Annotated in this window: 20 protein-coding genes; 11 read left to right on the forward strand and 9 right to left on the reverse strand. The window is 76.0% G+C overall.

Annotated elements, in window-relative coordinates:
* Nucleotides 1-102 precede the first annotated feature (102 nt).
* Nucleotides 103-2289 carry a SpoIIE family protein phosphatase gene (locus BUB17_RS08730; protein WP_072916508.1) on the forward strand — a complete coding sequence of 729 codons (2187 nt, stop codon included), beginning with the start codon at nucleotides 103-105 and terminating at the stop codon, nucleotides 2287-2289.
* Between the two features lie 332 nt (nucleotides 2290-2621).
* Here BUB17_RS08730 and BUB17_RS26740 read toward each other — a convergent pair whose 3' ends face one another.
* From BUB17_RS26740 to BUB17_RS08750, 6 genes are all read right to left on the reverse strand, one after another.
* Complete coding sequence (locus BUB17_RS26740; protein ID WP_175561321.1) at nucleotides 2622-2792, reverse strand: hypothetical protein; 171 nt, start codon at nucleotides 2790-2792, stop codon at nucleotides 2622-2624.
* Nucleotides 2793-2905: 113 nt separating this feature from the next.
* A complete protein-coding gene (locus tag BUB17_RS26030) occupies nucleotides 2906-4564 on the reverse strand; it encodes a GAP1-N2 domain-containing protein (protein ID WP_141242958.1) in 1659 nt (552 codons plus the stop codon).
* Nucleotides 4561-5733 (reverse strand): TRAFAC clade GTPase domain-containing protein, encoded by a 1173-nt coding sequence (locus tag BUB17_RS08740; protein WP_072916517.1) that lies wholly within the window; start codon nucleotides 5731-5733, stop codon nucleotides 4561-4563. The genes BUB17_RS26030 and BUB17_RS08740 overlap by 4 nt, the downstream gene beginning before the upstream one ends.
* Before the next feature lie 2 nt (nucleotides 5734-5735).
* Nucleotides 5736-5873, reverse strand: a complete 138-nt coding sequence (locus tag BUB17_RS26745) for a hypothetical protein (protein ID WP_175561322.1) — start codon at nucleotides 5871-5873, stop codon at nucleotides 5736-5738.
* A gap of 55 nt (nucleotides 5874-5928) precedes the next feature.
* Nucleotides 5929-7032, reverse strand: coding sequence for a serine/threonine-protein kinase (locus BUB17_RS08745; RefSeq protein WP_072916521.1), 1104 nt, complete (start codon nucleotides 7030-7032; stop codon nucleotides 5929-5931).
* Between the two features lie 230 nt (nucleotides 7033-7262).
* Nucleotides 7263-13298, reverse strand: a complete 6036-nt coding sequence (locus tag BUB17_RS08750; RefSeq protein WP_072916525.1) for a DUF4011 domain-containing protein — start codon at nucleotides 13296-13298, stop codon at nucleotides 7263-7265.
* A gap of 200 nt (nucleotides 13299-13498) precedes the next feature.
* Between BUB17_RS08750 and BUB17_RS08755 the strand changes: the two genes are divergently transcribed.
* From BUB17_RS08755 to BUB17_RS08770, 4 genes are all read left to right on the forward strand, one after another.
* Nucleotides 13499-14293, forward strand: a complete 795-nt coding sequence (locus tag BUB17_RS08755) for an enoyl-CoA hydratase/isomerase family protein (RefSeq protein WP_083606181.1) — start codon at nucleotides 13499-13501, stop codon at nucleotides 14291-14293.
* Nucleotides 14294-14486: 193 nt separating this feature from the next.
* Nucleotides 14487-14951, forward strand: a complete 465-nt coding sequence (locus BUB17_RS08760) for an NUDIX hydrolase (protein ID WP_072916528.1) — start codon at nucleotides 14487-14489, stop codon at nucleotides 14949-14951.
* Nucleotides 14952-15075: 124 nt separating this feature from the next.
* A complete protein-coding gene (locus tag BUB17_RS26750; RefSeq protein WP_072916531.1) occupies nucleotides 15076-15258 on the forward strand; it encodes a hypothetical protein in 183 nt (60 codons plus the stop codon).
* Nucleotides 15259-15434: 176 nt separating this feature from the next.
* Nucleotides 15435-16406, forward strand: coding sequence for a hypothetical protein (locus tag BUB17_RS08770; protein ID WP_072916534.1), 972 nt, complete (start codon nucleotides 15435-15437; stop codon nucleotides 16404-16406).
* A gap of 59 nt (nucleotides 16407-16465) precedes the next feature.
* On the opposite strand, the gene BUB17_RS08775 is transcribed toward BUB17_RS08770, so the two are convergent.
* On the reverse strand, nucleotides 16466-16921 hold the full coding sequence (locus BUB17_RS08775) for a hypothetical protein (protein WP_208983346.1): 456 nt from the start codon (nucleotides 16919-16921) through the stop codon (nucleotides 16466-16468).
* A 97-nt stretch (nucleotides 16922-17018) separates the two neighbouring features.
* Here BUB17_RS08775 and BUB17_RS08780 point away from each other — a divergent pair, with 97 nt between their 5' ends.
* Together BUB17_RS08780 and BUB17_RS08785 are read left to right on the forward strand one after the other, a co-directional pair.
* A complete protein-coding gene (locus BUB17_RS08780; protein WP_072916541.1) occupies nucleotides 17019-17441 on the forward strand; it encodes a hypothetical protein in 423 nt (140 codons plus the stop codon).
* Between the two features lie 255 nt (nucleotides 17442-17696).
* On the forward strand, nucleotides 17697-17921 hold the full coding sequence (locus tag BUB17_RS08785; RefSeq protein WP_072916544.1) for a hypothetical protein: 225 nt from the start codon (nucleotides 17697-17699) through the stop codon (nucleotides 17919-17921).
* Between the two features lie 129 nt (nucleotides 17922-18050).
* Here BUB17_RS08785 and BUB17_RS08790 read toward each other — a convergent pair whose 3' ends face one another.
* Nucleotides 18051-18434, reverse strand: coding sequence for a PaaI family thioesterase (locus tag BUB17_RS08790; protein ID WP_072916547.1), 384 nt, complete (start codon nucleotides 18432-18434; stop codon nucleotides 18051-18053).
* 122 nt (nucleotides 18435-18556) lie between these two features.
* On the opposite strand from BUB17_RS08790, the gene BUB17_RS08795 reads away from it, so the two are divergent.
* The 4 genes from BUB17_RS08795 to BUB17_RS08810 all read left to right on the forward strand — a co-directional run bounded on the left by BUB17_RS08795 (nucleotide 18557) and on the right by BUB17_RS08810 (nucleotide 22399).
* The gene (locus tag BUB17_RS08795; RefSeq protein ID WP_072916549.1) at nucleotides 18557-19249 is read left to right on the forward strand and encodes a maleylpyruvate isomerase family mycothiol-dependent enzyme; all 693 of its coding nucleotides are present in this window, start codon (nucleotides 18557-18559) and stop codon (nucleotides 19247-19249) included.
* Between the two features lie 128 nt (nucleotides 19250-19377).
* Nucleotides 19378-19803: a YciI family protein gene (locus BUB17_RS08800; RefSeq protein WP_072916552.1), complete on the forward strand. Its 426-nt coding sequence runs from the start codon at nucleotides 19378-19380 to the stop codon at nucleotides 19801-19803.
* Nucleotides 19804-19862: 59 nt separating this feature from the next.
* A complete protein-coding gene (locus BUB17_RS08805) occupies nucleotides 19863-21095 on the forward strand; it encodes an RNA polymerase sigma factor (protein ID WP_244277065.1) in 1233 nt (410 codons plus the stop codon).
* Between the two features lie 347 nt (nucleotides 21096-21442).
* Nucleotides 21443-22399 carry a bacteriorhodopsin gene (locus BUB17_RS08810; RefSeq protein ID WP_208983347.1) on the forward strand — a complete coding sequence of 319 codons (957 nt, stop codon included), beginning with the start codon at nucleotides 21443-21445 and terminating at the stop codon, nucleotides 22397-22399.
* A 66-nt stretch (nucleotides 22400-22465) separates the two neighbouring features.
* Here the strand turns inward: BUB17_RS08810 and BUB17_RS27755 are convergent, their stop codons facing one another.
* Nucleotides 22466-23392 carry a GNAT family N-acetyltransferase gene (locus tag BUB17_RS27755; RefSeq protein WP_244277067.1) on the reverse strand — a complete coding sequence of 309 codons (927 nt, stop codon included), beginning with the start codon at nucleotides 23390-23392 and terminating at the stop codon, nucleotides 22466-22468.
* Nucleotides 23393-23431: the final 39 nt, after the last annotated feature.

The raw sequence follows: 23431 nt of genomic DNA on the forward strand, positions 1-23431 counted from the left end.
CGCCACCACGCCGCGCCCGACGACAGCTGCGGGAGCACCGCAGTGAGGAACGAGCGAGGAGCGGACCGCGGCGCGGAGTCGGGCCAGAGGGCAGAGCCGGATGTGCCGGGGGTCGACGACGACGCGCTGCAGCGCTGCGCCGACGAGCCGATCGCCGTTCCCGGCGCGATCCAGCCGCACGGCGCCCTGCTGGCCGTCACCGAGCCCGACCTCGCCGTCGTCGTCGCCTCGGCCGACGCCGCCGACGTCCTCGGCACGCAACCGGCGTCGCTGGCCGACGTGCTCGCCCCCGCCGACCTCGACCGGCTGCGCACCGGTCTCGCCGGGGACCTCGCCGAGCTCGACCCGCTGCGGGTGACCGTCGCCGGCGCGGAGCTGGACGTCGTCGTCCACCGCGCCGACGGGCTGCTGGTCACCGAGTGGGAGCCGCTCGCCGGCGCCGAGCAGGCCGGCGCGGCCTGGCACCGGCGGCTGCCGCGGGTGCTGCAGCGCCTGTCGGCCGCCGGCACCCTCGAGGAACTCACCGCGGCGCTGGCCCGCGACGTCCGGGCGCTCACCGGCTTCGACCGGGTGATGGTCTACCGCTTCGACCCCGAGTGGAACGGCGAGGTGGTCGCCGAGGACCGGCGCGCGGACCTCGAACCCTTCCTCGGCCTGCGCTACCCGGCCGGCGACATCCCCGCCCAGGCCCGCGCGCTGTACGCGACCAACTGGCTGCGGCTGATCCCCGACGCGACCTACCGGCCGGTACCGCTGGAGCCCGCCACGAACCCGGTCACCGGCCGGCCCCTGGACCTCTCCGCCGCCGTGCTGCGCAGCGTCTCGCCGGTGCACCTGGAGTACCTGGCCAACATGGGCGTCGTCTCGTCGATGTCGGTCTCGCTCATCGACCGCGGCCGGCTGTGGGGGCTGGTCTCCTGCCACTCCTACAGCGGTCCGCACCGCCCCTCCTACGCCGACCGGGTGGCCGCGGAGTTCCTCGGCCGGACCGCCTCGCTGCTGCTGCACACCACGGTCGAGGCCGGCGAGCAGGGCCGCGTGGTCGCCGTCGCCCAGCGGCAGGCCGAGCTGGTGGCCGCGCTCGGCCGCACCCCGCGGGCACCGGCGCAGGCGCTCACCGGGGGGACGCCCACCGTGCTGGACCTGCTGCCCGCCGCCGGCTCCGCCGTCCGCCTCGACGGCCGGCTGCACCTGCTCGGCAGCACCCCGCCGGTCGACCGGGTGCCCGGGCTGGTCGCCGCCCTGCTGGCGCAGGGCCGCCTGTCCACCGACGCGCTCGGCAGCGTCGTGCCCGCGGCGGCCGACGTCGCCGACACCGCCAGCGGGCTGCTCGCCGTCGAGGTCGGCGGCGGGCGCGGGAACTTCCTGGCCTGGTTCCGGCCGGAGACCCCGCGCGAGGTCACCTGGGGCGGCAACCCGTACACGTCCACGACGGTCGAGACCGGGGCCGGGCCCCGGCTGAGCCCGCGCCGCTCGTTCACCGCCTGGCGGGAGACGGTGCGCGGAACCGCGACGCCGTGGCGCGGGCACGAGGTCGCCGCCGCCCGGGCGCTGGCCGCGCACCTCACCGGGTCGGTGCTGCAGCGGGCGACCGAGGACGACCGGATGGCCGCGGCGCTGCAGCGGACCCTGCTGCTCGACGCACTGCCGGAGGTCCCCGGCGTCGCGCTTGCCGCCCGGTACCGGCCCAGCGCCGCGGACGTCGTCGGCGGCGACTGGTATGACCTGGTGCCGCTGCCCAGCGGCCGGTTGGCGATCGTGCTGGGGGACGTCGCCGGGCACGGGCTGGCCGCCGCCTCGGTCACCGCGCAGCTGCGGCACGCGCTGCGCGCCCACCTGCTGCGCGACCGCGGCCCGGCCGCCGCGCTGCGGGGTCTGGGCGAGGTGATCGCCGCGCTGCTGCCCGGCGAGCTGGCCACCGCGGTCGTCGCCGAGCTGGACCCGCGGACAGGGGAGGTCGCGATCGCCAGTGCCGGCCACCTGCCGGTGCTGCACGCGACGGCCGACGGGGTGCGGCTGCTCGGCGAGGGGCGGGGCCCGGCGCTGGGCCTGCTCGACGAGGTGCACTACGCCGAGACGCGGCTCCGACTGGCCGGCCCGGACCGGCTGCTGCTCTACAGCGACGGGCTGGTGGAGCGCCGCGACGTCCCGCTGCCGGACCGGCTGGACGCGCTGTGCGCCGCCGCCGCGGCCGGCAGCGAGCCCGACGCGCTGCTCGACGACGTGCTCGCCGCGCTCGACCCGCCGGACACCGACGACGTCACGCTGGTCGGCCTCGGCCGCACCTGAGAGAGGACCCCGCCCTCCCCTTGGAGGTCCCCTTGCCCCCCGCAAGCCCGGGACGGGCCGGCGGCGGGACCCTGCACGGGGCCGTCAGGGCTCAGGGCGGGATCCGGGACGGGGCCGCCCTGAAGGGGTCGGCGACCTCGGGCGCTGTTCCGCATGGGAAGCAACGGCTGAGGTCGGCCGGGGACGTGGTCCGGCTGGGGGCGCCACCGTGCCCGGCTCCTCCTGCCCGCAGGGCGGAAAGGAGTCGCGCGGAGTGGGGTGCTCCCGGAAGCCGGTCGGGACCGACGGCGTCGTGCTGCCCGGCCGGCATCAGGCCCGGTCGGCGCGCCGCCCTACCGGCTGCGGCCGTCGGCCTCCGCGCGGCCCGGGACCGGCGGCTGGCGACGCACGCCGGCGTCGAACCGCTGCGTCCGGTCGCCGGGGTCGTCCTCGCCGTCCGCCGCGTGCCGTCCCACGGTGGGGAGGGCGAACTCGGCGGTCTCGTCCAGCAGGTGCTTGGCCACGATGAGGGTCCTTCCGTGCGTGGGCTCCACCGAGGCTAGGAGCTGGGCCCGGCACATCCGGGACGCGCGGGGGCGGCTGTGCCGGGTGGGACTGCAGAGGAACAGGGGGTTCCTCACTCGCCGCGGCGACGGCGGCGGAACGGGGAGTCGCCGCGGCTGCGGGCGAACGACTCGGCCAGCTCCCGCGGCCAGCCGTCGTCGACCAGCAGCAGCTCCAGCCGCCGGCCGAGCACCTGGTCCACGTCGCCGGCCGGCAGTTCGGAGCCGAACACCACCTCGCGCAGCGCCCATCCGCGCCCGGCGTTGTCCCCGGTCGCGACCGCCTCGGCCAGGGCTCCGACCCCGGCGACGTCCAGGCGCAGCGCCGCCCACCGCAGCGCCGGTGGCAGCGCCGAGACCGGGACGGCGTCGCCCAGCCGGGCCAGCCATCCCGGATCGGCGACCAGCAGGTGCCCGAGCAGCGCGCCGTGCTCCGCCGTCCAGCCACCGCCGGACCGCCACTGCGCGACCAGCGCGTCCCCCACGACCGGACGGCGGGTGGCCAGCAGCGCCAGCTCCCACGTCTCCCCGGTGAGCCCCAGCAGCGGCAGGTCCACCCCGAGGGTCAGCGCCTGCTCGACCAGCAGACCGGCCGCGCGGTCGAGCCGGGCCACCCGGCGCCCGCGGCGCACCTCGTCGGCCAGCGCCGCGCACAGGTGCCGCTGCCCGATCCCGGCGACCTCGACGAAGAGCTCGGCCGGGCCCTCGGCGCCGTCGAACACCTCGTCCAGCAGCGCTGCCAGCACCCGGCCGCGGACCAGCTCGGCGACCGCCGGCCACCGGTCCACCGCCGCCCGCAGCGCCGCCTCGACCGCCGCGCTGCCCGCGGCGACCTCCAGGGTCGTGGCCGCGTTGTCGCCACGGGCCAGCCAGCCCGGCGCGGCCGAGGACTCCAGCACGCTCGCCACCTGGTCGGCCGACAGCGCGGCAGCGTCCTGCTCGGCCCAGGCGTCGGCGAACAGCCACGCGTCGACCCGGCGCAGGTCGGCCAGGTCGTCGGGCGCGAGCTCGGCCTTGCTGGCCGCCTCGAGCAGCGTGCGGGCGCGCTCGGTGTCGTGCGGCCCGGCCGCCGCCGGCGCCGGCGAGCCGGTGAGCTGCACGCGCACCGGCGCGGTGTCGCCGTCGTCCTCCCGCGGGCCGGCGTGCAGCGAGACGCCGGCGGTCAGCGCGCGCGGCAGGACGGCGAGGAGCACCTCGGCCACCTCCCGCCCCGACGCCGTCCGCGCGGGCAACGCGCAGCTGCCCGAGCCGCGGGCGAGGACGGCCAGCAGCCCGGCCAGCGGCGGGGTCAGCGCGTCGACCTCGTCGGGGGTCAGCGCCGGCGCGGCCCGGTCGGCGAGCGCCACCCGCAGCGGCGGCAGCTCGGCGGTGGGGGAGGAGCCCTCGGGCAGCGCGTCGAGGAACCGCCCCGTCCGGCGCAGCGCCAGCAGCTCCCGGGCGCCGAGCCGGCCGCTCGAGTCCCACAGCAGGTGCACCAGGTAGTTGCCGGGACGGCCGAAGCCGTCGGCACGGGCGGCGACCGCGCGGTAGAGCACCCGGCCCGTGCCGCGGGAGAGCACTCCGTAGGCCTCGCCGTCCGCGGGCCGGAAGCCGACCAGCGCGCCGAGCGCCTTGCGGGTCCGGCCGACCTCGCCCGGCCAGTCCGCCGAGTGGGCGTAGACGCCGAAGCCCGGCCCCTCCAGGGTGCGGCTGGCCGAGGTGTAGAGCGCCTGCGGGCAGGCCCGGCCGCTCACCGCGACCACTCGCCGCGCAGGCCGGCACCGTGCTCCTCGGCGTCCAGCCCCTCCTCGGACAGGAAGCCGGCGCGGGCCAGCAGCACCAGCAGCGGATCGAGCACGCCGACCGGGGCGATCCGCGGGTAGCCGCCGTCCCGGGCGTCGGCGCCGGTGGCCGAGACCGCGTGAACGGTGGGCCGGGGCAGCCGGTGCAGCACCGCCGTCAGCAGGTTCGACCCGCCGCTGACCTCGAGGAAGTCGACCAGGCGGGAGCTGGTGGTCCGCACGTCGGCGGACCAGTGGGCCAGCGGCATCGCGCCCAGGTCCGGGTCGCGCAGCGTCTCGGCCGGGAAGTCCGGCACGCCGCGCAGCTTGTCGGCCTTGCTCAGGACGACGGCCGTCGCGACGTCGTCCAGGTGCGCGTCGGGCGGCAGGTTGCGGGCGGCGCGCAGCACGTTGGCCAGGTTGACCACCATCTGGGTGTGCCGGGCCAGGCCCATCGAGTCCTCCCCGGGGTCGGCCAGCGAGCGCAGCCGCGGGAAGACGCCGGGGGAGAGGACGACGAGCAGCGCGTCCGCGGCGTAGAGGAACTTGCCGTACAGGCCCATGTCCTCGCTGCGGTAGAGCTGCTCGCCGGAGGCGTCGAAGAAGACCAGGTTGACCGTGCGCTCGGCGCCGTTCCGGCCGGTGCCGCGCAGCACCAGCATGAACGGGTCGGGGGAGCTGCCCTCGCCCAGCAGCGGCAGGGTCAGCGGCAGCTGCTGGTGCTGCACCAGCAGCCGGTAGCGGTGGTCGTCGAAGCGGGCGGCGCTCTCCTCGTCCATCTCCACGGAGATGCCGAGCGGCGCCAGCGCCCCCTCGTGCAGCAGGTCGATGAGCACCGTCAGGTAGGTGCTCTTCGACGCGCCGGTCAGCCCGACCAGGCCGACGACGACCGTCGGCCGGTCGAGGTACTCCGGCGGCAGCCGGTGCCCGCGTGGGCAGGTCGGCACCACGTTGGCCGCGGCCGCGTACGCGGCGTCCCGGACGGTGGGCAGCGGCAGCGGGTCGGTGCGCAGGGGGTCGAGCAGCCGCTGCCAGCGGGTGCGGCGTTCCACCGGCGGCCGGGCCGGCGCACCGGTGACGTCGCGCCACACCGGCGCGGTCAGGGGCTCCAGGCAGCGGGGGCAGACGCGGCGGCGGCGCATCGTCAGCGGACGAACAGCGCGAAGAAGACGACGGTGGTCACGGCGAGGATCGCCAGCAGCAGCCGCTGGCGCTCGCGGAACCGCTGGCGGCGCGCGTCGAGCCGCTGCTGGGCCAGCGCACGCTCGTACATCCCGGACACGGTGCTCCTCCTCGGGGGTCGGGGATCAGGACAGCACGGTTCGGCACACTCCTGCTCAGAACACCGCGTGGTACAGCACGGCCAGCAGCAGCCCGGCGACGATGCCCAGCAGCACCATGGTGGCGGCGGCCACGGCGAAGCCGGTCCACGTGTCGGCGACCGCCCGTTCCAGCCGGGCCAGCTCGTAGCGCGCCGCCTCGGCCACCGCGCCCAGCGACTGCAGGTCGCGCACCGTCGTCCGCGGGTCGGGGATCTGCGAGGTCTCGCCGAGCCAGCGGGTGCGCTGCTCCACCTGGCGGGCCAGCTGGGCCACGGTCGGGCGGCGCTCGGGGTTGAAGCGCAGCGCCTTCTCCACGCTGTCGAGCAGGTTGGCCGGCACCCGGGTGAGGTCGAGCCGGCCGGCCCGCAGCGCCAGGTAGTAGTCGGAGTCGGGCATCGTGTCGTCGGGGTCCACCGGGTGCACGGCGCCGGCCGCGAAGGCGATGACCATGCCCCAGCTGTAGACGTCGCTGGCCTCGGTGAGCACCGCTCCGGCCAGTTGCTCGGGGCTGGCGAACAGCTTGGTGCCCAGCGCCGCCATCCCGGTGGTCGCGGTGCCCGACGGCGGTTCGGGGCCGATGTAGCGGCTGATCCCGAAGTCGACCAGCCACACGTCGTCCCCGGAGATGATGATGTTGCCCGGCTTCACGTCCCGGTGGACGACGCCGGCGGCGTGCACGTCGCGCAGCGCCCGCAGCAGGCCGATGGCGATCCGGCGCAGCTCCTCGGCGTTGAGCCCGCCCGCGCGGTGCGCCATGAACTCGTCCAGCGGCGTTCCGGAGACGTAGTCCTGCACGTAGTAGGGCGCCTCGGCCTCGAGGTCCTGGTCGACGATCGCGGCGACCCGCGAGCTCTTCACCCGGGCGGCGTTCTCGACCTCCCGGGCCAGCCGCTTGCGGGCCAGGTCCGGCGCGCCCTCGGGCAGCCGCTTGATGACGACCAGCGCGCCGTCCGGCCCGGCCGAGCCGACGAACACGTCGGCGCCCTGGCCGCCACGCGGCAGCCGGCACAGCAGGTCGTAGGGGCCGATGCGGTCCGGGTCGCCGGGCTCGAGCAGGCCGATCTGGCGGGTCCCGGCCAGGTCGGCGACCGCCCCGGCGGGGTCGAGTGCCTCGTCCACGCGGTACGGCCTCCCATCGACGGCGGTGGGGCCGAGGCTAGGTCCCCTACCTGGGAGCGAGGTGGGAGTCGGCCGCCCGTGCGTCCATCCGGTCCCGCCAGGGTGAACGCTTCCCCGTGCCGACGACCATCCGGGACCTCCCCCATTTCGCCCCGGGCCGGCGGACCCACGTGCACCTTCCTCCCGCCGGACCGAGGAGGACCGCCTGCTCCCCTGCGGGGCCGGCGGGGTCAGCCGGCGGTGAGCGCGCCGGACTCCTGCCGCACCAGCCGGCCGCCGTCCAGCACCCGGGTCAGCGCGGCCTGCAGCAGCGGGGTGAGCGACGGTGTCCGGCGGCGGTAGCCGAAGACCTCGGCGGTGCGCGCGAACAGTTCGTCCTCGGCCAGCTCCCCGGTGGCGCGGCACAGCGCGACCATGGCGTTGCCGACCTCCTCGGGCGCGACGTGCTCCAGCGGCCGGTCGGCGCCGGCCGCCTGACGGCGGAAGCCGGTCCAGCCGGCCCGGTCCAGCGACGAGGGCCAGACGAAATCGCCGTCGACGACGCCGTCGGGCAGCAGCCGCAGCAGCGTGTCGCGGCGTGCCTCGCTGACCCGCGAGAGCCCGAAGGCGCCCGCCGCGATCCGCACCAGCCGGTCGCGGTGCACCGGGCCCTCCGCCTTGAGACCGGCGGTCAGCACCCGCCGGACGGTGCGGGCGGCCCGCGGGTCGTCCAGCGAGTCCAGCGCCTTGCGCTCCAGGCCGCCCCTGGGTGTCCACGGCGCGAACGGGATCTCGCCGTCCAGCTGCGGGGAAGCCGGCCTGCGCGGCCCGCGCCGGGCCGGCCGGGCGGCCGGTGCCGCCGGTGCGGCCGCCGGGGCCTCGGCGGTTCCTGCGGAAGAGGCCGCCACGGGCTCGGGCAGCACGGTCTCGACGACGGCCGGCGGCGCAGCGCGCAGCGGCACGATCGAGCGGACCTCGGGCGCCGGCGGCTCGGCGGGCGCGGGCACCGGCGGGACGACGGCACTCTCCGGGGAGATGGCCGGACCCTGGACGACGGGCGTCGGAGCGGCTGGGCTCGCCACGGCGGAGGGCGGAGCGGCGGCGGGCAGCGCCTCCACCGCGGCGACCAGCCGGTCGAGCACCGCCTCGCGGTCGCGCAGCCACGCCGGCAGCCAGACCCGCTCGACGGCGGGCCAGCCCAGCATCCCCGACAGCACCTCGACCGGCAGGCCGTCGCGGTCGCCGACGGTGCGCCGCCGGGCCCACGCCGGACCGTCGAGCAGCACGGCCAGGCCCGGCTCGTCCGGCGTCCCGGCCCGGGCCACCGACAGGTCGACGCGGAACTCCGAGAGGCCGACGTCGGTGCGCACGCCCAGACCCCGGTCGCGCAGCGCCGCCGCGATCTCCTCGCGGTGCCGGTCGGGAACCGCGACCGGCCGGGCGTCGCGCGGCAGCGCGTCGGTGCCCAGCGCGGCCAGGTCGAGGTAGGCGCGCAGGTGCTTCACGCCGACCGACGAGGTCTGCTCGGCGCGCAGCTGCGCGGGGTCGAAGGAGGAGAAGACGACGACCTGCCGCCGGGCGCGGGTCACCGCGACGTTGAGCCGCCGCTCGCCGCCGACCCGGTTCAGCGGACCGAAGTTCAGCGGCAGCACGCCGCGGTCGTCGACGCTGAAGCCGGTGGAGAACAGCACGACGTCGCGCTCGTCGCCCTGCACGTTCTCCAGGTTCTTGACGAACAGCCCCTCGCCGTCGGTGCGGTCCAGTGCCTCGACCAGCCGCTCGTCCCCGGCGTCGCGCAGCAGGCCCTCGATGTAGGTCCGCTGCTGGGCGTTGAAGGTGACCACGCCGATCGAGGGGAGGGCGTCCGGGGAGGCGTCGAAGCGGCGGCGCACCTCCGCGACGACGGCCTTGGCCTCCATCGGGTTGGTGCGCAGCAGCCGCCCGGCGCCGGTGCGGTGGAAGGTGCCCTCGACCCGCACCAGGGAGATGCCGCGGCCGTCGACGTCCGCCGAGGGCCGGCCGTGGGTCGGCGCGGGGAACGAGGAGAGCCGCTTGTCGTAGTAGGTGGCGTTGCTGAACGCGATGAGCGACTCGTCCTGGCTGCGGTAGTGCCAGGACAGCCACTGCCGCGGCACGCGGGCCTGCACGCACTCGGAGAGGATCGACTCCTCGTCCTCCACCGCGGTACCCAGCAGCTCCACCGCGTCGTCCTCGGCGACGCCGTAGGTCGGCTCGGCGAACGACGTCGGCGGCATCTGCCGGCTGTCCCCGACGACGACGGCGGCCTGCGCGCGGCCGAGCGCGCCGACCGCGTCGGCCACCCGGATCTGCGAGGCCTCGTCGAAGACGACCTGGTCGAACAGGCCGGCCTCGGCGGGGAAGAAGCGGGCCACCGAGTCCGGGCTGACCAGCACGCACGGCATCACGGTGGTGACCAGCCGGCCGTACCGGGCCAGCAGCGCGCGCACGCCCAGCCCCCCGCGGGCCCTGGCCAGCTCCTGCCGCAGGGCACCGACCTCCGCGTCCGCGGCGGCGGACGGCCGGGCGGCGAGCAGCGAGGCCGGCAGCGCCGACCGCAGGTGCGCGCGCACCGCCCGGGACGCGGCGGTGTAGCGGGCGATCGCCCGCTCGTGCGCGTCGGCGTCGAAGTCGTCGAGCCCGGAGGCGTCGCGGCGCTCGGCGACCGAGGCCCGCGCCAGCCCCCGCTCGAAGGCGCGGACGGCGTCCTCGGCGGGCAGCTCGCCGGTGACCAGCAGCGCCCGGGCCTCGTGCAGCCCGGCGACGCGCAGCGGCTCGAGGGTGTCGACGAGATCGGCCCACCGGCGCAGCGACATCAGCCCGGTGTGCTCGACACCGCGCTCGGGCCGGGTCATCTGCCAACGCAGCACCAGGCCGTCGTCCCCGGCCCACTCGGCCAGCCGGCGCGGGTTGCTCCGGCACACCCGCAGCAGCGCGGTGACGGTGTCCCGCAGCCGGGCGACGGCGGCGCCGGCGACGGGGTCGGGGCCCTCGCCCTGCACCACCCAGCGGCGCAGCGCGACGGCGAACTCGCTGGCGCTGTCGGTGGCGGCGCCGGCCCGCTCCAGCCACTCGACCTGGCCGACCAGCAGCTCGGGCTCGGCCAGCGGGTTCCAGGTGGGCGGCACGGCCAGGCCCGGGATCACCGAGGCGCGGGCGACGATGCCCCGGGCGGCGGTCTGCAGCCGCCACAGCTGAGCAACCAGCTCGGGGACGTCGCCGAGCTTGACCGACACGCCCGGCCGCAGCACCGGCCGCAGCTGGTCGCGGACGGCCGTCAGCCCGGCCCGGCGGGCCATGAACCGGCCGGCCTGCGCGGTCTGCGCGGCGACGTACAGGTCGGGCAGCGGCAGCTCCAGGGCCGCCGGCGTGGCCAGCTCCAGGCCGGGGTGGACGGCGCTGCTGAACGCGGCGACCTCGCCGAGCACGGTCGTCGTCGCCACGTTCCAGCGCTCGGTCGGCACCTCGTCGAGGACGTCGAGCGTCGTCGCGGGGCCGCAGAGCAGGTGGGCGAGCGCATCGAGGTCGGCGGGCGTGCGGACCTCGCGCAGCGCGCGGGCCAGGTGCGGCTCGCTCGGCAGGTCGCGGACGGTCCGGTCGACGGCGGCCGCGGTCTGCTGCGCGGCCAGCAGGTCGACCTGCGCGGTGTCGACGAACGCCCAGGCGTGCCGCGGCGAGGGCCGCACCATGTCCGCGATGTCGGGCAACAGCGCCAGCGCGCGGCGCACCGCGGTCAGCGTCTCCGGGGACGCGGCGGCGACGAAGGCGGGGGAGACCGGCAGCGTCGGGGCGCTGTCCCGCATCGCCAGCACCGCCGTCCGCGCCGTGTAGTACGACAGCCCGGCGGCGTTCTCGGCGTGCAGCCGGTCGGCGTAGCGGGCCAGGGTGCGGCGGGCCGAGCGGAGGTCGTCGGAGCCGGCGTCCCCTTCCTCGACCGCAGAGCCCTCGGCGTCGACGGCGACCGCGTGCTCGAGCGCGGCCCGCACCTGGGCGCGCACTCCTGCGGCCTTGGCGCCGCGGTCGTGCAGGTCGAGGACGAACGGGCCCATGCCGACCGCCTCGAGCCGCCGCGAGACGACGTCCAGGGCCGCGCGCTTCTCGGCGACGAACAGCACCCGCTTGCCGTCGGCGACCGCGCGGGTGAGCAGGTTGGTGATGGTCTGCGACTTGCCGGTGCCGGGTGGGCCCTCGAGCACGAACGTGCGCCCGGCGGCCGCCTCGGCGATCGCACGCAGCTGAGAGGCGTCGGCGGGCACCGGGCACGCCGCGGCCAGCTCGTCGAGGTCGGTGGCGCCCGCGGTGTCGAGGGCCGGGTCGGCGAAGGCCTCGGTCGGCCGGTGCACGAGGTGGTGCACCAGCGGGTTGGTGGTGAGGTCGGCCCAGTGCTCGTCGAGGTCCTTCCAGAGCCGGTACTTGGCGAACTGGAGGACGGCGAGGTCGGCGGTCGGCTCGACGCGGTGCGGGAGGCCGGCGTCGGCCAGCGCCTGGCGCATCGCCTGCAGGGCCTTGTCCAGATCGATGCCGGCGCCGTCCTCGCCGGGCTCGGTCAACCCGGGGACGGACAGGCCGTGCACCTGGCGCAGTTTCTCCAGGAGGCAGTGGTTCGGCGTGCTGGACCCGGTGTCGTCGAGGGCGAGCCGGTAGACGCCGTTGCGGCTGGTCGGGGTCAGCGTGACCGGCACCAGCACCAGCGGGGAGCGCAGCGGCCGACCGTCGAGCTCCCACACCAGGCTGCCCAGGGCCAGGTAGAGGTTGTTGGCGCCGGTCTCCTCGCGCACGGTCCTGGCCCGGTAGGCGAGGTTGCGCAGCCGTGGCAGGTAGCCGCCCTCGCTGACCTCGGCGTGCACCGCGCGGCGCTCGACGAGCACCTCGGCGAGCTGCGCGGCCGGCAGGTCGCGGGCCGAGGACAGCCCGCGCTCGCGGTGGACGGCGGCGATGCGGTCGTCCGGCAGCAGCTGGACGGCGGTGCCGCTGTGCAGCAGGTCTCCGAGCGCGGTCAGGTGCGACGCCGGCACGGTCAGCGGCAGGCCCGCCCGCTCGCTGTAGTTGATCAGCCGGTTGCGCAGCGAAAGATCCAGCAGGCTGTTCTTCCACTTGTGCACCCGGGCCGGGATCTCGGGGCGGCCCGGCGCCGACGCGACCGGCGTCCGCTCGACCGGGCGCGCCGCGACGCTGTGCACCGCCGGCCGGTACTCGACCACCTGCACCGTGCCGTCCCGGCCACGGGTGCGGGCCGGCAGCGGCACGATGCCGTCGCGGCGGGCCCGGTGGACGTCGGTGACGCCGAGGACCCGGTCGAGGTCGCCGGCGCCCGCCAGCCAGGCGCTGTAGGCGGGGGCGTGCAGGTCGGCGCCGGCCGAGCCGCGGCTGGTGAGCAGCGTGGTCTCCACCAGCCGGATCAGGCCGAGGTCGACGAGGTCGACCAGCGGCGCGACGTCGGTGGTGGCGACGCTCTCCGCGCTGCGCTCCTCGCGCCAGTAGCCGAGGAAGGAGTGGCCCTCGGCCACCCACAGCAGCGGCCGGATGCCGGCCTGCTCCAGCGCGGCGGCCAGCGTGACCACGGTGTCCAGGCAGGTGCCGACCCGCCCGTCGAGGACGTCCCCGGGAGTGCGCACCTTGTGCCCGACCTCGGCCCAGGAGGCCGGGGGCTCGGTGTGGCGGATGGCGCGGCGGTGCATCGCCTCGGTCAGCGCCGCGACGATCTCGTCGACCCGCTCGGGGCCGGACTGGTAGCCCTGCACCGACCCGCTGCCGGTGCCCCGCTCGAGCAGCTCGGCGGCCTCGCCGATGAGCGCGGTCACCGTCGGGTGGTGGGGCATCACGTGCGCAGCGAGCATCTCCAGCGCCAGCGGCACGGGGGCGGCCAGCCACTGGTTGGCGGCGAGGACCTGCACCGGGACGGCGGTGCCCCCGACGTCCTCGCCGTCCACCAGCAGATCGATCTCGATCGAGCCGGGCCGCTGCTCCTCGATCTGCAGCATCGCCGCGGGGTCCATGACCAGGCCGACGTCGTTGAGCACGGTGTTCTGGCCGGCGTCGAGGTCGACGAGCAGCTCGACGGGGGTGCCGATCGGACCCTCGGCGTCGCGCACGCCGAGCCGCACGGTCGCTCCGCGCACCGCGCCGCCGTGGTTGGTGAACGCCAGCCGGGAGACCACCGGGACGCGGTTGTGCGCCAGCGCGTAGCTGAGCACCGGCGTCGAGGTCGCCTGGATCGCCACGGCCGGCCGGCTGCTCGCGTCGGCGGTCCGGACCTGCGTGGTGCTCATGGCGTCCTGTCTACCGGTCCGGACGGACCGGTCCCCTCAGGCCGCCGAGGCGTCTGGGGTGGGTGGGACAGGTGGGGCGGGACTGACTCCGGATCCGGCCAGAGGCCCCTGCGGAGGGTCACGGCGCCGCAGTCGGGCGCCGATGAGGGCCGGTCCGCCCGCAGTTGCGCCGAGGCGGCGGGGTGCCCCAGGTTGCTGGCATGGGCAATCCGCAGCGCCGGGAGTCGGGACTGGTCGTCGACGAGCGCGGGCACGTCCGCGTGCTCACCCTGGACCGGCCGGAGCGCCGGAACGCACTGTCCGCCGCGCTGCAGGCCGACCTGGTCGAGGAGCTGCTGCGCTGTGCCGAGGACGGGAACGTCCGCGCGGTCGTGCTGGCCGCCAACGGGCCGGCCTTCTGCGCCGGCTTCGACCTCACGGAGATCCGCGAGCAGGACCTCCGCGGCGAGCGGTTCCGCCCGCCGATGAACCGGCCCACCCGAGCCCTGTTCGAGGTGGTCACCGAGACGCCGGTGCCGATCGTCGCGGCGATCGCCGGCGCCGCGGTCGCCGGCGGCTTCGAGCTGGCCCTGGCCTGCGACCTCCGCGTCGCCGCGCCGGGGGTCCCCATGGGGCTGCCCGAGGCGAAGATCGGCATGGGTGCCAACTTCGGCTCCGTCGTCCTGCCCAAGCGCATCCCGATGGGCATCGCCCTGGAGCTGCTCTACACCGGCGAGTACGTGACCAGCGAGGTCGCCGAGCGGTGGGGGCTGGTCAACCGCCTCGTGCCGGCGGACGACGTCCTGCCCACGGCACTGGGGCTCGCCGAGCAGATCGCCCTCAACGCGCCGATCTCGGTCCGCCGCATGAAAGAGACCGCGGTCAAGGCCCTCGAGCTGCCGCTGTGGCAGGCGCTGCGGCTGGACGTCGGGCCGAACCCGTACCTGTCCGAGGACCGCGAGGAAGGCATCGCCGCCCGGCTGGAGAAGCGTCCGCCGCGGTGGACCGGGCGCTGACCTGGCCGTCTCGGGGAGCCAGGGCGGTTCCCCCCGGCGAGCTCGCCCAGTGGACCAGTGGGGTGGGGACCGAGGCGTCCACCGCGCCGAGCCGACCGGGGACGGCGGCCGGCGGTTCCTTCCCCGGGAGCTCGACCGCTGCTTCCTCCTGTAAGCAAGGGTGGAGCCTGCCGGGGGAGAGGGGAGCAGCGGGATGCCGAGGACCAGCGCGGGGCTGCTGCTGTACCGCCGCCACCCCGACCGCGGCGTGGAGGTGCTGGTGGGGCACATGGGCGGCCCGTTCTGGGCGCGCAAGGACGCCGGCGCCTGGTCGATCCCCAAGGGCGAGCACGGCCCCGACGAGGAACCCCGCGACGTGGCGCTGCGCGAGTTCGCCGAGGAGATGGGGTCCGCGGCACCCGCCACCGACCTCGTCCCGCTCGGTGAGGTCCGGCAGTCGGGCGGCAAGCGGCTCACCGCCTGGGCCGCGGAGGGCGACTTCGACGCGGCGGCCGCCGTCAGCAACACCTTTCCCCTCGAGTGGCCGCCGCGCTCGGGTCGCCTGCAGGAGTTCCCCGAGATCGACCGCGCCGCCTGGCTGCCCCTCGACGAGGCGCGGGAGAAGCTGGTCAGGGGCCAGGTGCCGCTCCTGGACCGGCTGCTGGACCTGCTGCGCTGAGCGCTTCGCAACAGTCCTGCGACAGCTCGCCCCACCCGTCCCATCCCGCGCCACGGGAGGTCGCCACCTGGCAGGGTGCCGCCGAGCGAAGTCGCCGGACTTCCCGGGAGCGAGGAGGACGCCGATGTCGGCGTGTGCGAAGTGCGGCGCGGCCCGTCAGCAGGGCCGGTTCTGCGTCGGCTGCGGCGCGGCGGTCCCCCCGTCCCCGGCTCCGTCGCCGCGGCCGCGGTCGCCGCTGGCCGACGAGCTGACCCAGCCGGTGCTGCGGCTGGAGCGCCCGGGCAGGCCGGCCGTTCCCGCGCGCTGAGCGCCGGCCGCCCGGGCCTGGGTACAGGCGGCCCGGGCGGAGGACGCCGTGCCGACTCGTCGACACGGGGTGATGCGGTTCACAGCAAGCAATGCGCTTGCAGGAGTTAGCGGGCGGCGAATACCGGGCATGCTCAGGACGTCAGGTCATCCCCGATTTTTGGAGTTCCCCCCGCTATGGCCGACAACGCCAAGATCATCAACCAGCTCCGCGCCCTCGTCCTGCTGACCCAGACCGAGGAGCAGGTCGCTCGGACCCGCATCTCGCAGGCTCGCACCGAGGCCGTGCGTCGTGAGCTCACCCAGAACGCCGACCACGCCGCCGAGCGCACCCGGGACATCACCGACCAGCTGCGCGCCCTGGGTGGCGTGCCGGACGTCGTGACCCCCGTCGTGGGCCGCCTCTCCGCCGTCCTCAAGGCCGGCTTCGAGCAGGCCGAGCCGCTCGAGGAGGCCCTGCTGCAGGACCTCAACCTGGAGCACCAGCTGCTCGACCGCGCCACCTACGTGAAGGTGCTCGCCGAGCAGGCCGAGCTGCCGAAGGTCCGCCAGCTCGCCGAGCGGCTGATCGCCGCGCACAAGGCCACCGTCGAGTGGCTGACCGTCGTCCTGGCCGAGGAGGCCATGGGTGGCCCGGCCGCGCTGCAGGCCACCGCGCTGCAGCGGGTCGCCGGCACCGCCGCCCGCGCCGCCAACGCCCCGGTCCGCTTCTGGGCCAACCGGGTCAACGAGGTCGTCGAGTCGGTGCACCAGCGCCGCGAGCAGGCCGGTGAGCGGCTGAACGAGGCGACCGACAAGGCCTCCTCCTTCACCGACGCCGTCCGCGAGACGCTGACCGTCGGCCGCAGCGCCGCGCTGCGCCGGGCCGAGCGGATCGCCCGTCGCGAGGGCAACAAGGACGCCGCCAACGCCGCCAAGGCCGCCCGCGAGGAGCTCGGCGACGTCAGCGCCGACGAGCTGCCGATCAAGGGCTACGACTCGCTGTCCACCCAGGACGCCATCAAGGCGGTCAAGGAGCTCAAGAGCGCGCACGACGTCCGGGTGATCATCCGCTACGAGGAGACCCACAAGAACCGGACCAGCGTCGTCAACGCCACCCAGACCCAGCTGGCCGCGCTGGCCAAGGAGGCCGTGGGCGTCGACAGCTGACGTCGCACCACCCCCTCGCGAGGGCCCGTTCCCACCCGGGAGCGGGCCCTCGCGGCGTCTCAGGGAGCCGGCCGGTAGCGCAGCCACACCAGGTCGCCGGCCAGTTGCCGCACATCCTGCAGCGCGAGGGCGGTGGCCGGCGGCTGTGTTCCGAACCAGCGACGGTCGCTCGCGGTCCCGGCGAGGACCGGGTGCACGAGCAGGCTCACCTCGTCGACCAGCCCCGGCGTCTGCGCGCTGGAGACGGCCAGCACGCCCGACCAGTGGCCGGCGTCGCGCAGCGCCGTCCACCGACGCACCCGGGCCCGGCTGTCGACGACGGCCAGCAGCGGCCCGTCCGGGCGCGGACCCGGCTGCGGTGCGGCCGCGAGCGCCTCCTCCTGGGCCAGGATCGTGTCCGCTCCGGTGAGGGTGACGTCCTCCCGCCACGTCGTGGCCAGCTCGTGGAACGCGGCGACGTCGGCGGCGAAGCCGGTGGTGGCGCCGTCCAGGGAGACCGCGACGTGTGCGACCACGCGCGGTCGGTCGGGGCTCGCAGCGGACACGGCCACTCCGGGAGATCTGGGTCGCACCGGGTTTGACCGGCGGTCGGGGCCGGGGATGGGATGCCGCATGAGCATCACACCCGACGCCCTCGAGCAGGAGTTCTCCCTGACGACGGCCGTCACCCGCCTGGACTTCCTCAACCGGCGGGACAGCGGGGAGACCACGCTGAACACCGCGGAGGACGTCGACGCCGACGACTGGACCTCGTTCCGGTCGGCCACCACGTCGCTCGACGTCGCCGAGTCGCTGGAGCTGCTCGCGCTCGGTGAGGTCGTCGCGCACAAGGCCCGGGACAGCCAGCTGACCGGGTTCCGCGCCGCCCTGCGCGGCGGTGCCTCCTGGGAGCAGATCGCCGAGGCGCTCGGCATCCGGCCCGAGGAGGCGTGGACCCGCTACCACCAGCTCATCGAGCGCCACGAGCGTGCCCGCGTGCTCGACACCGATGCGGCCGCGGCCGCCCGCGAGCTCGCCGGCATCCGCCCGAGCTGACGAAGGACCTTCCTGCCCCCGTCGCGCGCAGGCTCGCGCCAGGCCCTGTCCGGAGGCTCGCCGCGAGCTCGCGAGCCGTGAGGAGGACGGGGTCCTTCTACTGCAGGAGGGCCGTTCCAGCAGGCACTCGGCGCGCACGCACCGGTTCCGCTGCGGCGGCCGATCCGCTGCACTGGCTCTGCCGACGTCGTCCGTGGCAGCCGCCACGGGGGTGCCGGCGCGCGAGTGCGCGAGCAACCGTCGAGGAGGAACGCGATGAGTGAGAGCGGCGACGTCACCGGCACCAAGGACAAGGACTACAACCTCATCTGGTTCACCGAGCAGTGCCTGAGCAATGCGCTGCGGCTGGAGACCTATGTCCAGGACGCGGAACGGGACGGTGACAACGAGATCGCCGACCTGTTCCGCAAGGCGCAGAGCGACAGCCGCAAGGGCGCCGAGCAGGGCAAGGCGCTGCTGCGCTCGCGCATGAGCGGCTGAGTGCCCGCGACGGGGGCCGGGGCCGGACGTCGTCCGGTCCCGGCCCCTGGTCGTGCCACGGGACCTCGACCCCTCGTCGGATGAACTCACGGAAGAACGTGAAGACCGCCGGTGCGTCGGACAGCCGGGTCAGCGGTGCAGCAGCGCGAAGGTCGCGACGGCGTGCGCGACCGCCTCGCCGTCCTGCTCGACCTCGGCCTCGCAGACGGTGAGGTGCGCTCCGCGGGTGCGGACCCGGCCGGTCACGACGAGCGGTCCGGGAGTGCCCGGGCGCAGGTAGGTGACGGTGAGCTGGCTGGTCGCCGGCACCTCGCCCTCCCCGGTGGTGGTGCGCACCGCCTGCCCCATGGCGGTGTCGACCAGCGTGGCGAGCACGCCGCCGTGCACCGTGCCCGCCGGGTTGAGGTGCTCCTCGCGCACCTCGAAGGCGATCCGCGCACCGCCGTCGTCGGCATCCTCCACCTGGGCGCCGATCCGCTGGGCGAAGCCCCCGGGGCCCGTCTGCTCGCTCATGTCGCGGCGCTACCCGCGGGGACGCCGTCCGACGCACCGGCCGGGTCGTGCCGGACGCTCCGGGCCCCTAGCGTCGGGGGCTCACCGCCGGCCGGCGCCGGCGCCGCTCGGAGGGAGCAGGCGTGACCGCACCGCAGGAGACGCTGGACCGGTGGGCCGACGGCGAGCGGCTGTTCGCCACGGCGCTCGGCCGGCTGACCGACGAGGAGTTCGACCGGCCCTCGCTGTGCCCGGGTTGGGACCGGCGGCACGTGGTGGCCCACGTCATCCGCAACGCCGGCGCGCTGGGCAACCTGCTGACCTGGGCGCGCACCGGCGAGGAGACGCCGATGTACCCCTCGCGGGAGGCCCGGGACGCCGGCATCGCCGAGACCGCCGCGCTGGAGGCGGCGCGGTTGCGCACCGACCACGTCACCGCGGCCGCCCGGTTCGCCGACGCCGTCCGCGGGCTCCCCGGGCCGGCGTGGTCGGCGACCGTGCGCACCATGCAGGGCCGGGAGGTGCCCGCCTCGGAGGTGCCGTGGATGCGCTGCATCGAGGTGGTCGTGCACGCCGTCGACCTCGACGCCGGTGTGGGCTTCGCCGACGCCGCCGAGGAGGTCCAGACGGCGATCTGCGAGGAGGTGCTCGACGCCTGGGCACGGCGCGGCGAGACACCGGACGTCGTCGTCTTCGCCGGCGACCGGGAGTGGGGGAGCGGCGCGGTGGCCGTCTCCGGGCCGCTGCCGGCGGTCACCGGCTGGCTCACCGGGCGCAGCCGGGGAGAGGGGCTCGCCGCGGACGGCGACCTGCCGGAGCTGCCGCGCTGGATCTGACGGACCGTTCTGGGAAGGATCTGCCGCCCGTGTCGATCCGGCTCGCGCCCGTTCGACGTGGAGGCGGGGGGACGGTGGACCGCCGGCCGACCGGGCCGCGACCGCTCCCGCCCGAGGAGGGACCAGAGATGCGTTTCATGGTGATCGTCAAGGCCGACCAGGACACCGAGAACGGCGTGATGCCGACCGAGCAGGAGCTCGCCGAGATGGGCGCCTACAACGAGGAGCTGGTCCGGGCCGGCGTCATGCTCGCCGGTGAGGGCCTGCACCCCAGCTCCCGCGGCTTCCGGGTCCGCTACGACGCCGACGGGAAGAGCACCGTGGTCGACGGCCCGTTCACCGAGACCAAGGAGCTGATCGCCGGCTTCTGGGTCCTGCAGGTGAGCTCCCGCGAGGAGGTCGAGCAGTGGGCGCGGCGGGCGCCGTTCCGCGGGGGCGAGGTCGAGGTCCGGCAGGTCTTCGAGACCGACGACTTCGGCGACGCGATGACCCCCGAGCTGCGCGAGCAGGAGGACCGGATGCGGGCCACCGTCGAGCAGCAGCACGACCGGTGACGGCGGCGGGCGGGGCGGCGGGAAGCTGTCGGACGACGACGCACCGGGTCGTCGAGGCCGTGTGGCGGATCGAGTCCGCCAAGCTCGTCGCCGCCCTCGCCCGGGTCACCGGCGATGTCGGCCTCGCCGAGGAGCTGGCCCAGGACGCGCTGGTGGCGGCGCTGGAGCGGTGGCCGGAGACCGGCGTCCCCGACAAGCCGGCCGCCTGGCTGATGGCCACCGCCAAGCACCGGGCGGTCGACGTCTTCCGGCGGAGCGAGCGGCTGCAGCGCAAGACCGCGCTGCTGGGCCGCGAGCTGGTCGAGGCCGAGGAACCCGACTGGGCCGGCGCTCTGGTGGAGGCGCTCGACGAGGTGGTCGAGGACGACCTGCTGCGGCTGGTCTTCACCGCCTGCCACCCGGTGCTCTCCCGCGAGGCCCGGGTAGCGCTGACCCTCCGGTTGCTCGGCGGCCTGACCACCGTCGAGATCGCCCGGGCGTTCCTCGTCCCGGAGTCGACCGTCGCCCAGCGGATCGTCCGCGCCAAGCGCACCCTCGCCGCGGCGCACGTGCCCTTCGAGCTGCCCACCGCCGCCGACCTCCCGGCCCGGCTCGCCTCGGTGCTCGAGGTCGTCTACCTGGTCTTCAACGAGGGCTACGCGGCAACCGCCGGCCGGCACTGGACCCGGCCGGAGCTGTGCTCGGAGGCGCTGCGGCTCGGCCGCGTCCTCGCCGAGCTGACGCCGCGGGAGCCGGAGGTGCACGGCCTGGTGGCCCTGATGGAACTGCAGGCCTCCCGCATCCGGGCCCGCACCGGCCCGGACGGCGCCCCGGTCCTGCTGCTCGACCAGGACCGGGGCCGCTGGGACCACGTCCTCGTCGGTCGCGGGCTGACCGCGCTGCGCCGGGCCGAGGAGACCGGCGCGGGCCTGGGGCCCTACGGGTTGCAGGCCGCGATCGCCGCCTGCCACGCCCGCGCCTGCACCGCGGCGGAGACCGACTGGGTGCGCATCGCCGCCCTCTACGAGGCGCTGGCCGAGCTGGCGCCGTCCCCGGTGGTCGAGCTCAACCGCGCGGTCGCCGTCTCCCGGGCGTACGGCCCGGCGGCCGGCCTGGCGATCGTCGACGCGCTGACCGCCGTTCCGGCGCTGCGCGACTACCACCTGCTGCCCGCCGCCCGGGGTGATCTGCTGCTGCAGCTCGGCCGGACGGCGGAGGCGCGGGCGGAGTTCGAGCAGGCCGCCGGCCTCACCCGCAACGAGCGCGAGCGCACCCTGCTGCTCGACCGTGCGGCCGGCTGCGCGCCCGGGTGAGGACCGGGGCGGAACGCACGGGGTCGTCGAGGGACTGCACCGAGGCCGGTCCGCCGGTGCCGGCCGCGCGCGGCAGCGTCCGCGCGCACGACCCGTCCGGTGACCGGCTGGCGTCCCTGCAGCCGGCCTGACGGCGGGCCGTTCCGATGGGGAGCCGCCTGCCCACCGGTGGGTAACAGAACATCGCGGTCTCGTACAGTGACGGTGTCCGGCGCCACGGGGGCGCCGGACCCCCTCGATCTCGCAGCGGCTCGTTCCGGTTGCCCCGCGCGGTCGTCCGGGTACCGGGGACGGGCCCGCCCGCCCCCGAGCCTCCGGAGTGGTCCGTGGACCCGACCGACCCGCCCGTGCCAGAACTGCAGACCATGCCGCTGGGCCTCTACGACGTGGTGCAGTTCGCGATCCTCGGCGCGGGCTTCGCGCTGCTGGCCTACTTCCTGTACTCGCTGACCAGCCGCGACGAGGTGTCGGCCCGGTACCGGCCCTCGTCGTACGCGGCCCTCTGCCTGGCCGCGATCGCGACGGTGGCCTACCTGCTGCTGTACCTGGACTGGGACAGCGGCTTCCGGCTCGAGGACGGCGTCTACGTGCCGAACGAGGAGGCGCGGACCACGGAGGGCACCCGGTACATCGACTGGTCGATCACGGTGCCGCTGCTGACCGTCGAGCTGCTGGCCGTCTGCTCGCTCACCGGGGCCGCGGCACGCCGGTTGCGCTCCAGCACCATGGCCGCGGCCTTCCTGATGATCGTCACCGGCTACCTCGGGGCGCAGGTGCTCGACCAGGGCCGGGACCGGGTCGCCCTGGTCGTGTGGGGGCTGATCAGCACCGTGTTCTTCGCCTACCTGTACGTGGCGCTCATCGGTGCGGTGCGCCGGTCACTGCCGACGATGGGTCCCGAGGCGGCCGTGAGCCTCCGGAACGCCACGATCGTGCTGCTCAGCAGCTTCGGCGTCTATCCGCTGGTCTACGCGATCCCCGTCTTCGCCGACGTCACCCCCGCGTGGTTCACCGCCATGCAGGTCGGCTACTCCGCGGCCGACGTCGTGGCCAAGATCGGCTTCGGTGTCCTCGTGCACAAGGTCGCCAAGCTGCGCACCGCCGAGGACGTCGCGGCGGGGGTCGACACGCACCCCGAACCGGTGTGGTCGAGCAACGTGCACAAGAGCGACGGCGTGCTCCCCGAGGTCGGGCGGATCGCCCCGGCCCTGCTCGACCGGCTCGGCACCTCCCCGGGACGTGAGGTCCTCCGCCGGTCCGACGCGGCTCCGGGCGCGGCCGGCCGCCGCCGAGAGGACGCCTGAGAGCAGCAGTACCTCGTCCTCCCCACCCCGCGCAGCAGGGCGACCCCCGGGCGGGGCCGCAGTGGTTCACGGCAGCCGGGCGAGCAGCGCCCGGGCGAACGCCTCGGCCGCCGGGTCGACCGGTCCGTGCGCCGCCGCCCGCAGCCAGCCCGCGAGCGGCGCGGCCAGCGCGGGGGAGAGCGCCGCGATCCACGCGCCGGTCCCCGCACGCGCCTCGGCCACGTGCTCGGTGCCGCCGTCGGGGGAGTGCGCGACCACCTCGGGGCGGGTGGCGAGCAGGCCCCCGGCCCGCCAGTTCCCGGGCGTCGTCCGGGCGGCGAGGGCCTCCAGGCGGTCGGCCGCCGTCCGCAGCAGGGGAAGGACCCCGTCCTCCTCTTGAAGGACCTCCTTGCCCCCCACCACTCGGTGAAGGACCCCGTCCTCCCCACCCCTCGCAGGCTCGGTGCGGGCCCCGGGCCGGGGCCGGGGACCCTGCAAGGGGGCCGTCAGAGGCTCGCGGCGAGCCTCTGGACGGGGCCGCCACGGGGAGGCAGGCGGGTCCCCGGCCGTCGGGTCGCGGCGCATCGGGACGTGCGGGATGCCGTCCTCGAGGTAGCCGGCGCCGCTGCGGCGGAACCCGAACCGCTCGTACCAGCCCTCCAGGTGCGCCTGGGCGCCCAGCGTGATCGGCACGCCGTCGCACAGCGCGATCCCGGCCTCGATCAGCCGGGCCGCCAGCCCCTCGCCGCGGTGCGCGGCCGCCGTCGCGACCCGGCCGATGGCTCGGGTGCCGCCGTCGTCGAGCACGCGGATCGTCGCGGCGGCGCCGCCCCCGCCGTCGTCGAACCACAGGTGCACCGTGGCCGGCTCGAGGTCCCGGCCGTCCAGCTCGGCATAGGGGCACTGCTGCTCGACGACGAAGACGTCGACCCGCAGCCGGCACAGCCCGTAGACCTCGGCGCCGGTGAGCTCGGCGAAGCGGGCCGTGCGCATGCGGAGCGGTGCAGCGGTCATGCGGGAGTTGTAGCCGATCGGGCCTGCCCGCCCCGCCGC

The organism is Geodermatophilus obscurus, assembly GCF_900143215.1.
In the GTDB taxonomy this organism is placed as follows: domain Bacteria; phylum Actinomycetota; class Actinomycetes; order Mycobacteriales; family Geodermatophilaceae; genus Geodermatophilus; species Geodermatophilus obscurus_A.

Coding starts and splice junctions, on each gene's coding strand:
- BUB17_RS08740 (WP_072916517.1), bottom strand. CDS start 5,733: ATGCGCCGCCGCCGCGTCTGCCCCCGCTGCCTGGAGCCCCTGACCGCG.
- BUB17_RS08750 (WP_072916525.1), bottom strand. CDS start 13,298: ATGAGCACCACGCAGGTCCGGACCGCCGACGCGAGCAGCCGGCCGGCC.
- BUB17_RS08755 (WP_083606181.1), top strand. CDS start 13,499: ATGGGCAATCCGCAGCGCCGGGAGTCGGGACTGGTCGTCGACGAGCGC.
- BUB17_RS08760 (WP_072916528.1), top strand. CDS start 14,487: ATGCCGAGGACCAGCGCGGGGCTGCTGCTGTACCGCCGCCACCCCGAC.
- BUB17_RS26750 (WP_072916531.1), top strand. CDS start 15,076: ATGTCGGCGTGTGCGAAGTGCGGCGCGGCCCGTCAGCAGGGCCGGTTC.
- BUB17_RS08770 (WP_072916534.1), top strand. CDS start 15,435: ATGGCCGACAACGCCAAGATCATCAACCAGCTCCGCGCCCTCGTCCTG.
- BUB17_RS08780 (WP_072916541.1), top strand. CDS start 17,019: ATGAGCATCACACCCGACGCCCTCGAGCAGGAGTTCTCCCTGACGACG.
- BUB17_RS08785 (WP_072916544.1), top strand. CDS start 17,697: ATGAGTGAGAGCGGCGACGTCACCGGCACCAAGGACAAGGACTACAAC.
- BUB17_RS08790 (WP_072916547.1), bottom strand. CDS start 18,434: ATGAGCGAGCAGACGGGCCCCGGGGGCTTCGCCCAGCGGATCGGCGCC.
- BUB17_RS08800 (WP_072916552.1), top strand. CDS start 19,378: ATGCGTTTCATGGTGATCGTCAAGGCCGACCAGGACACCGAGAACGGC.
- BUB17_RS27755 (WP_244277067.1), bottom strand. CDS start 23,392: ATGACCGCTGCACCGCTCCGCATGCGCACGGCCCGCTTCGCCGAGCTC.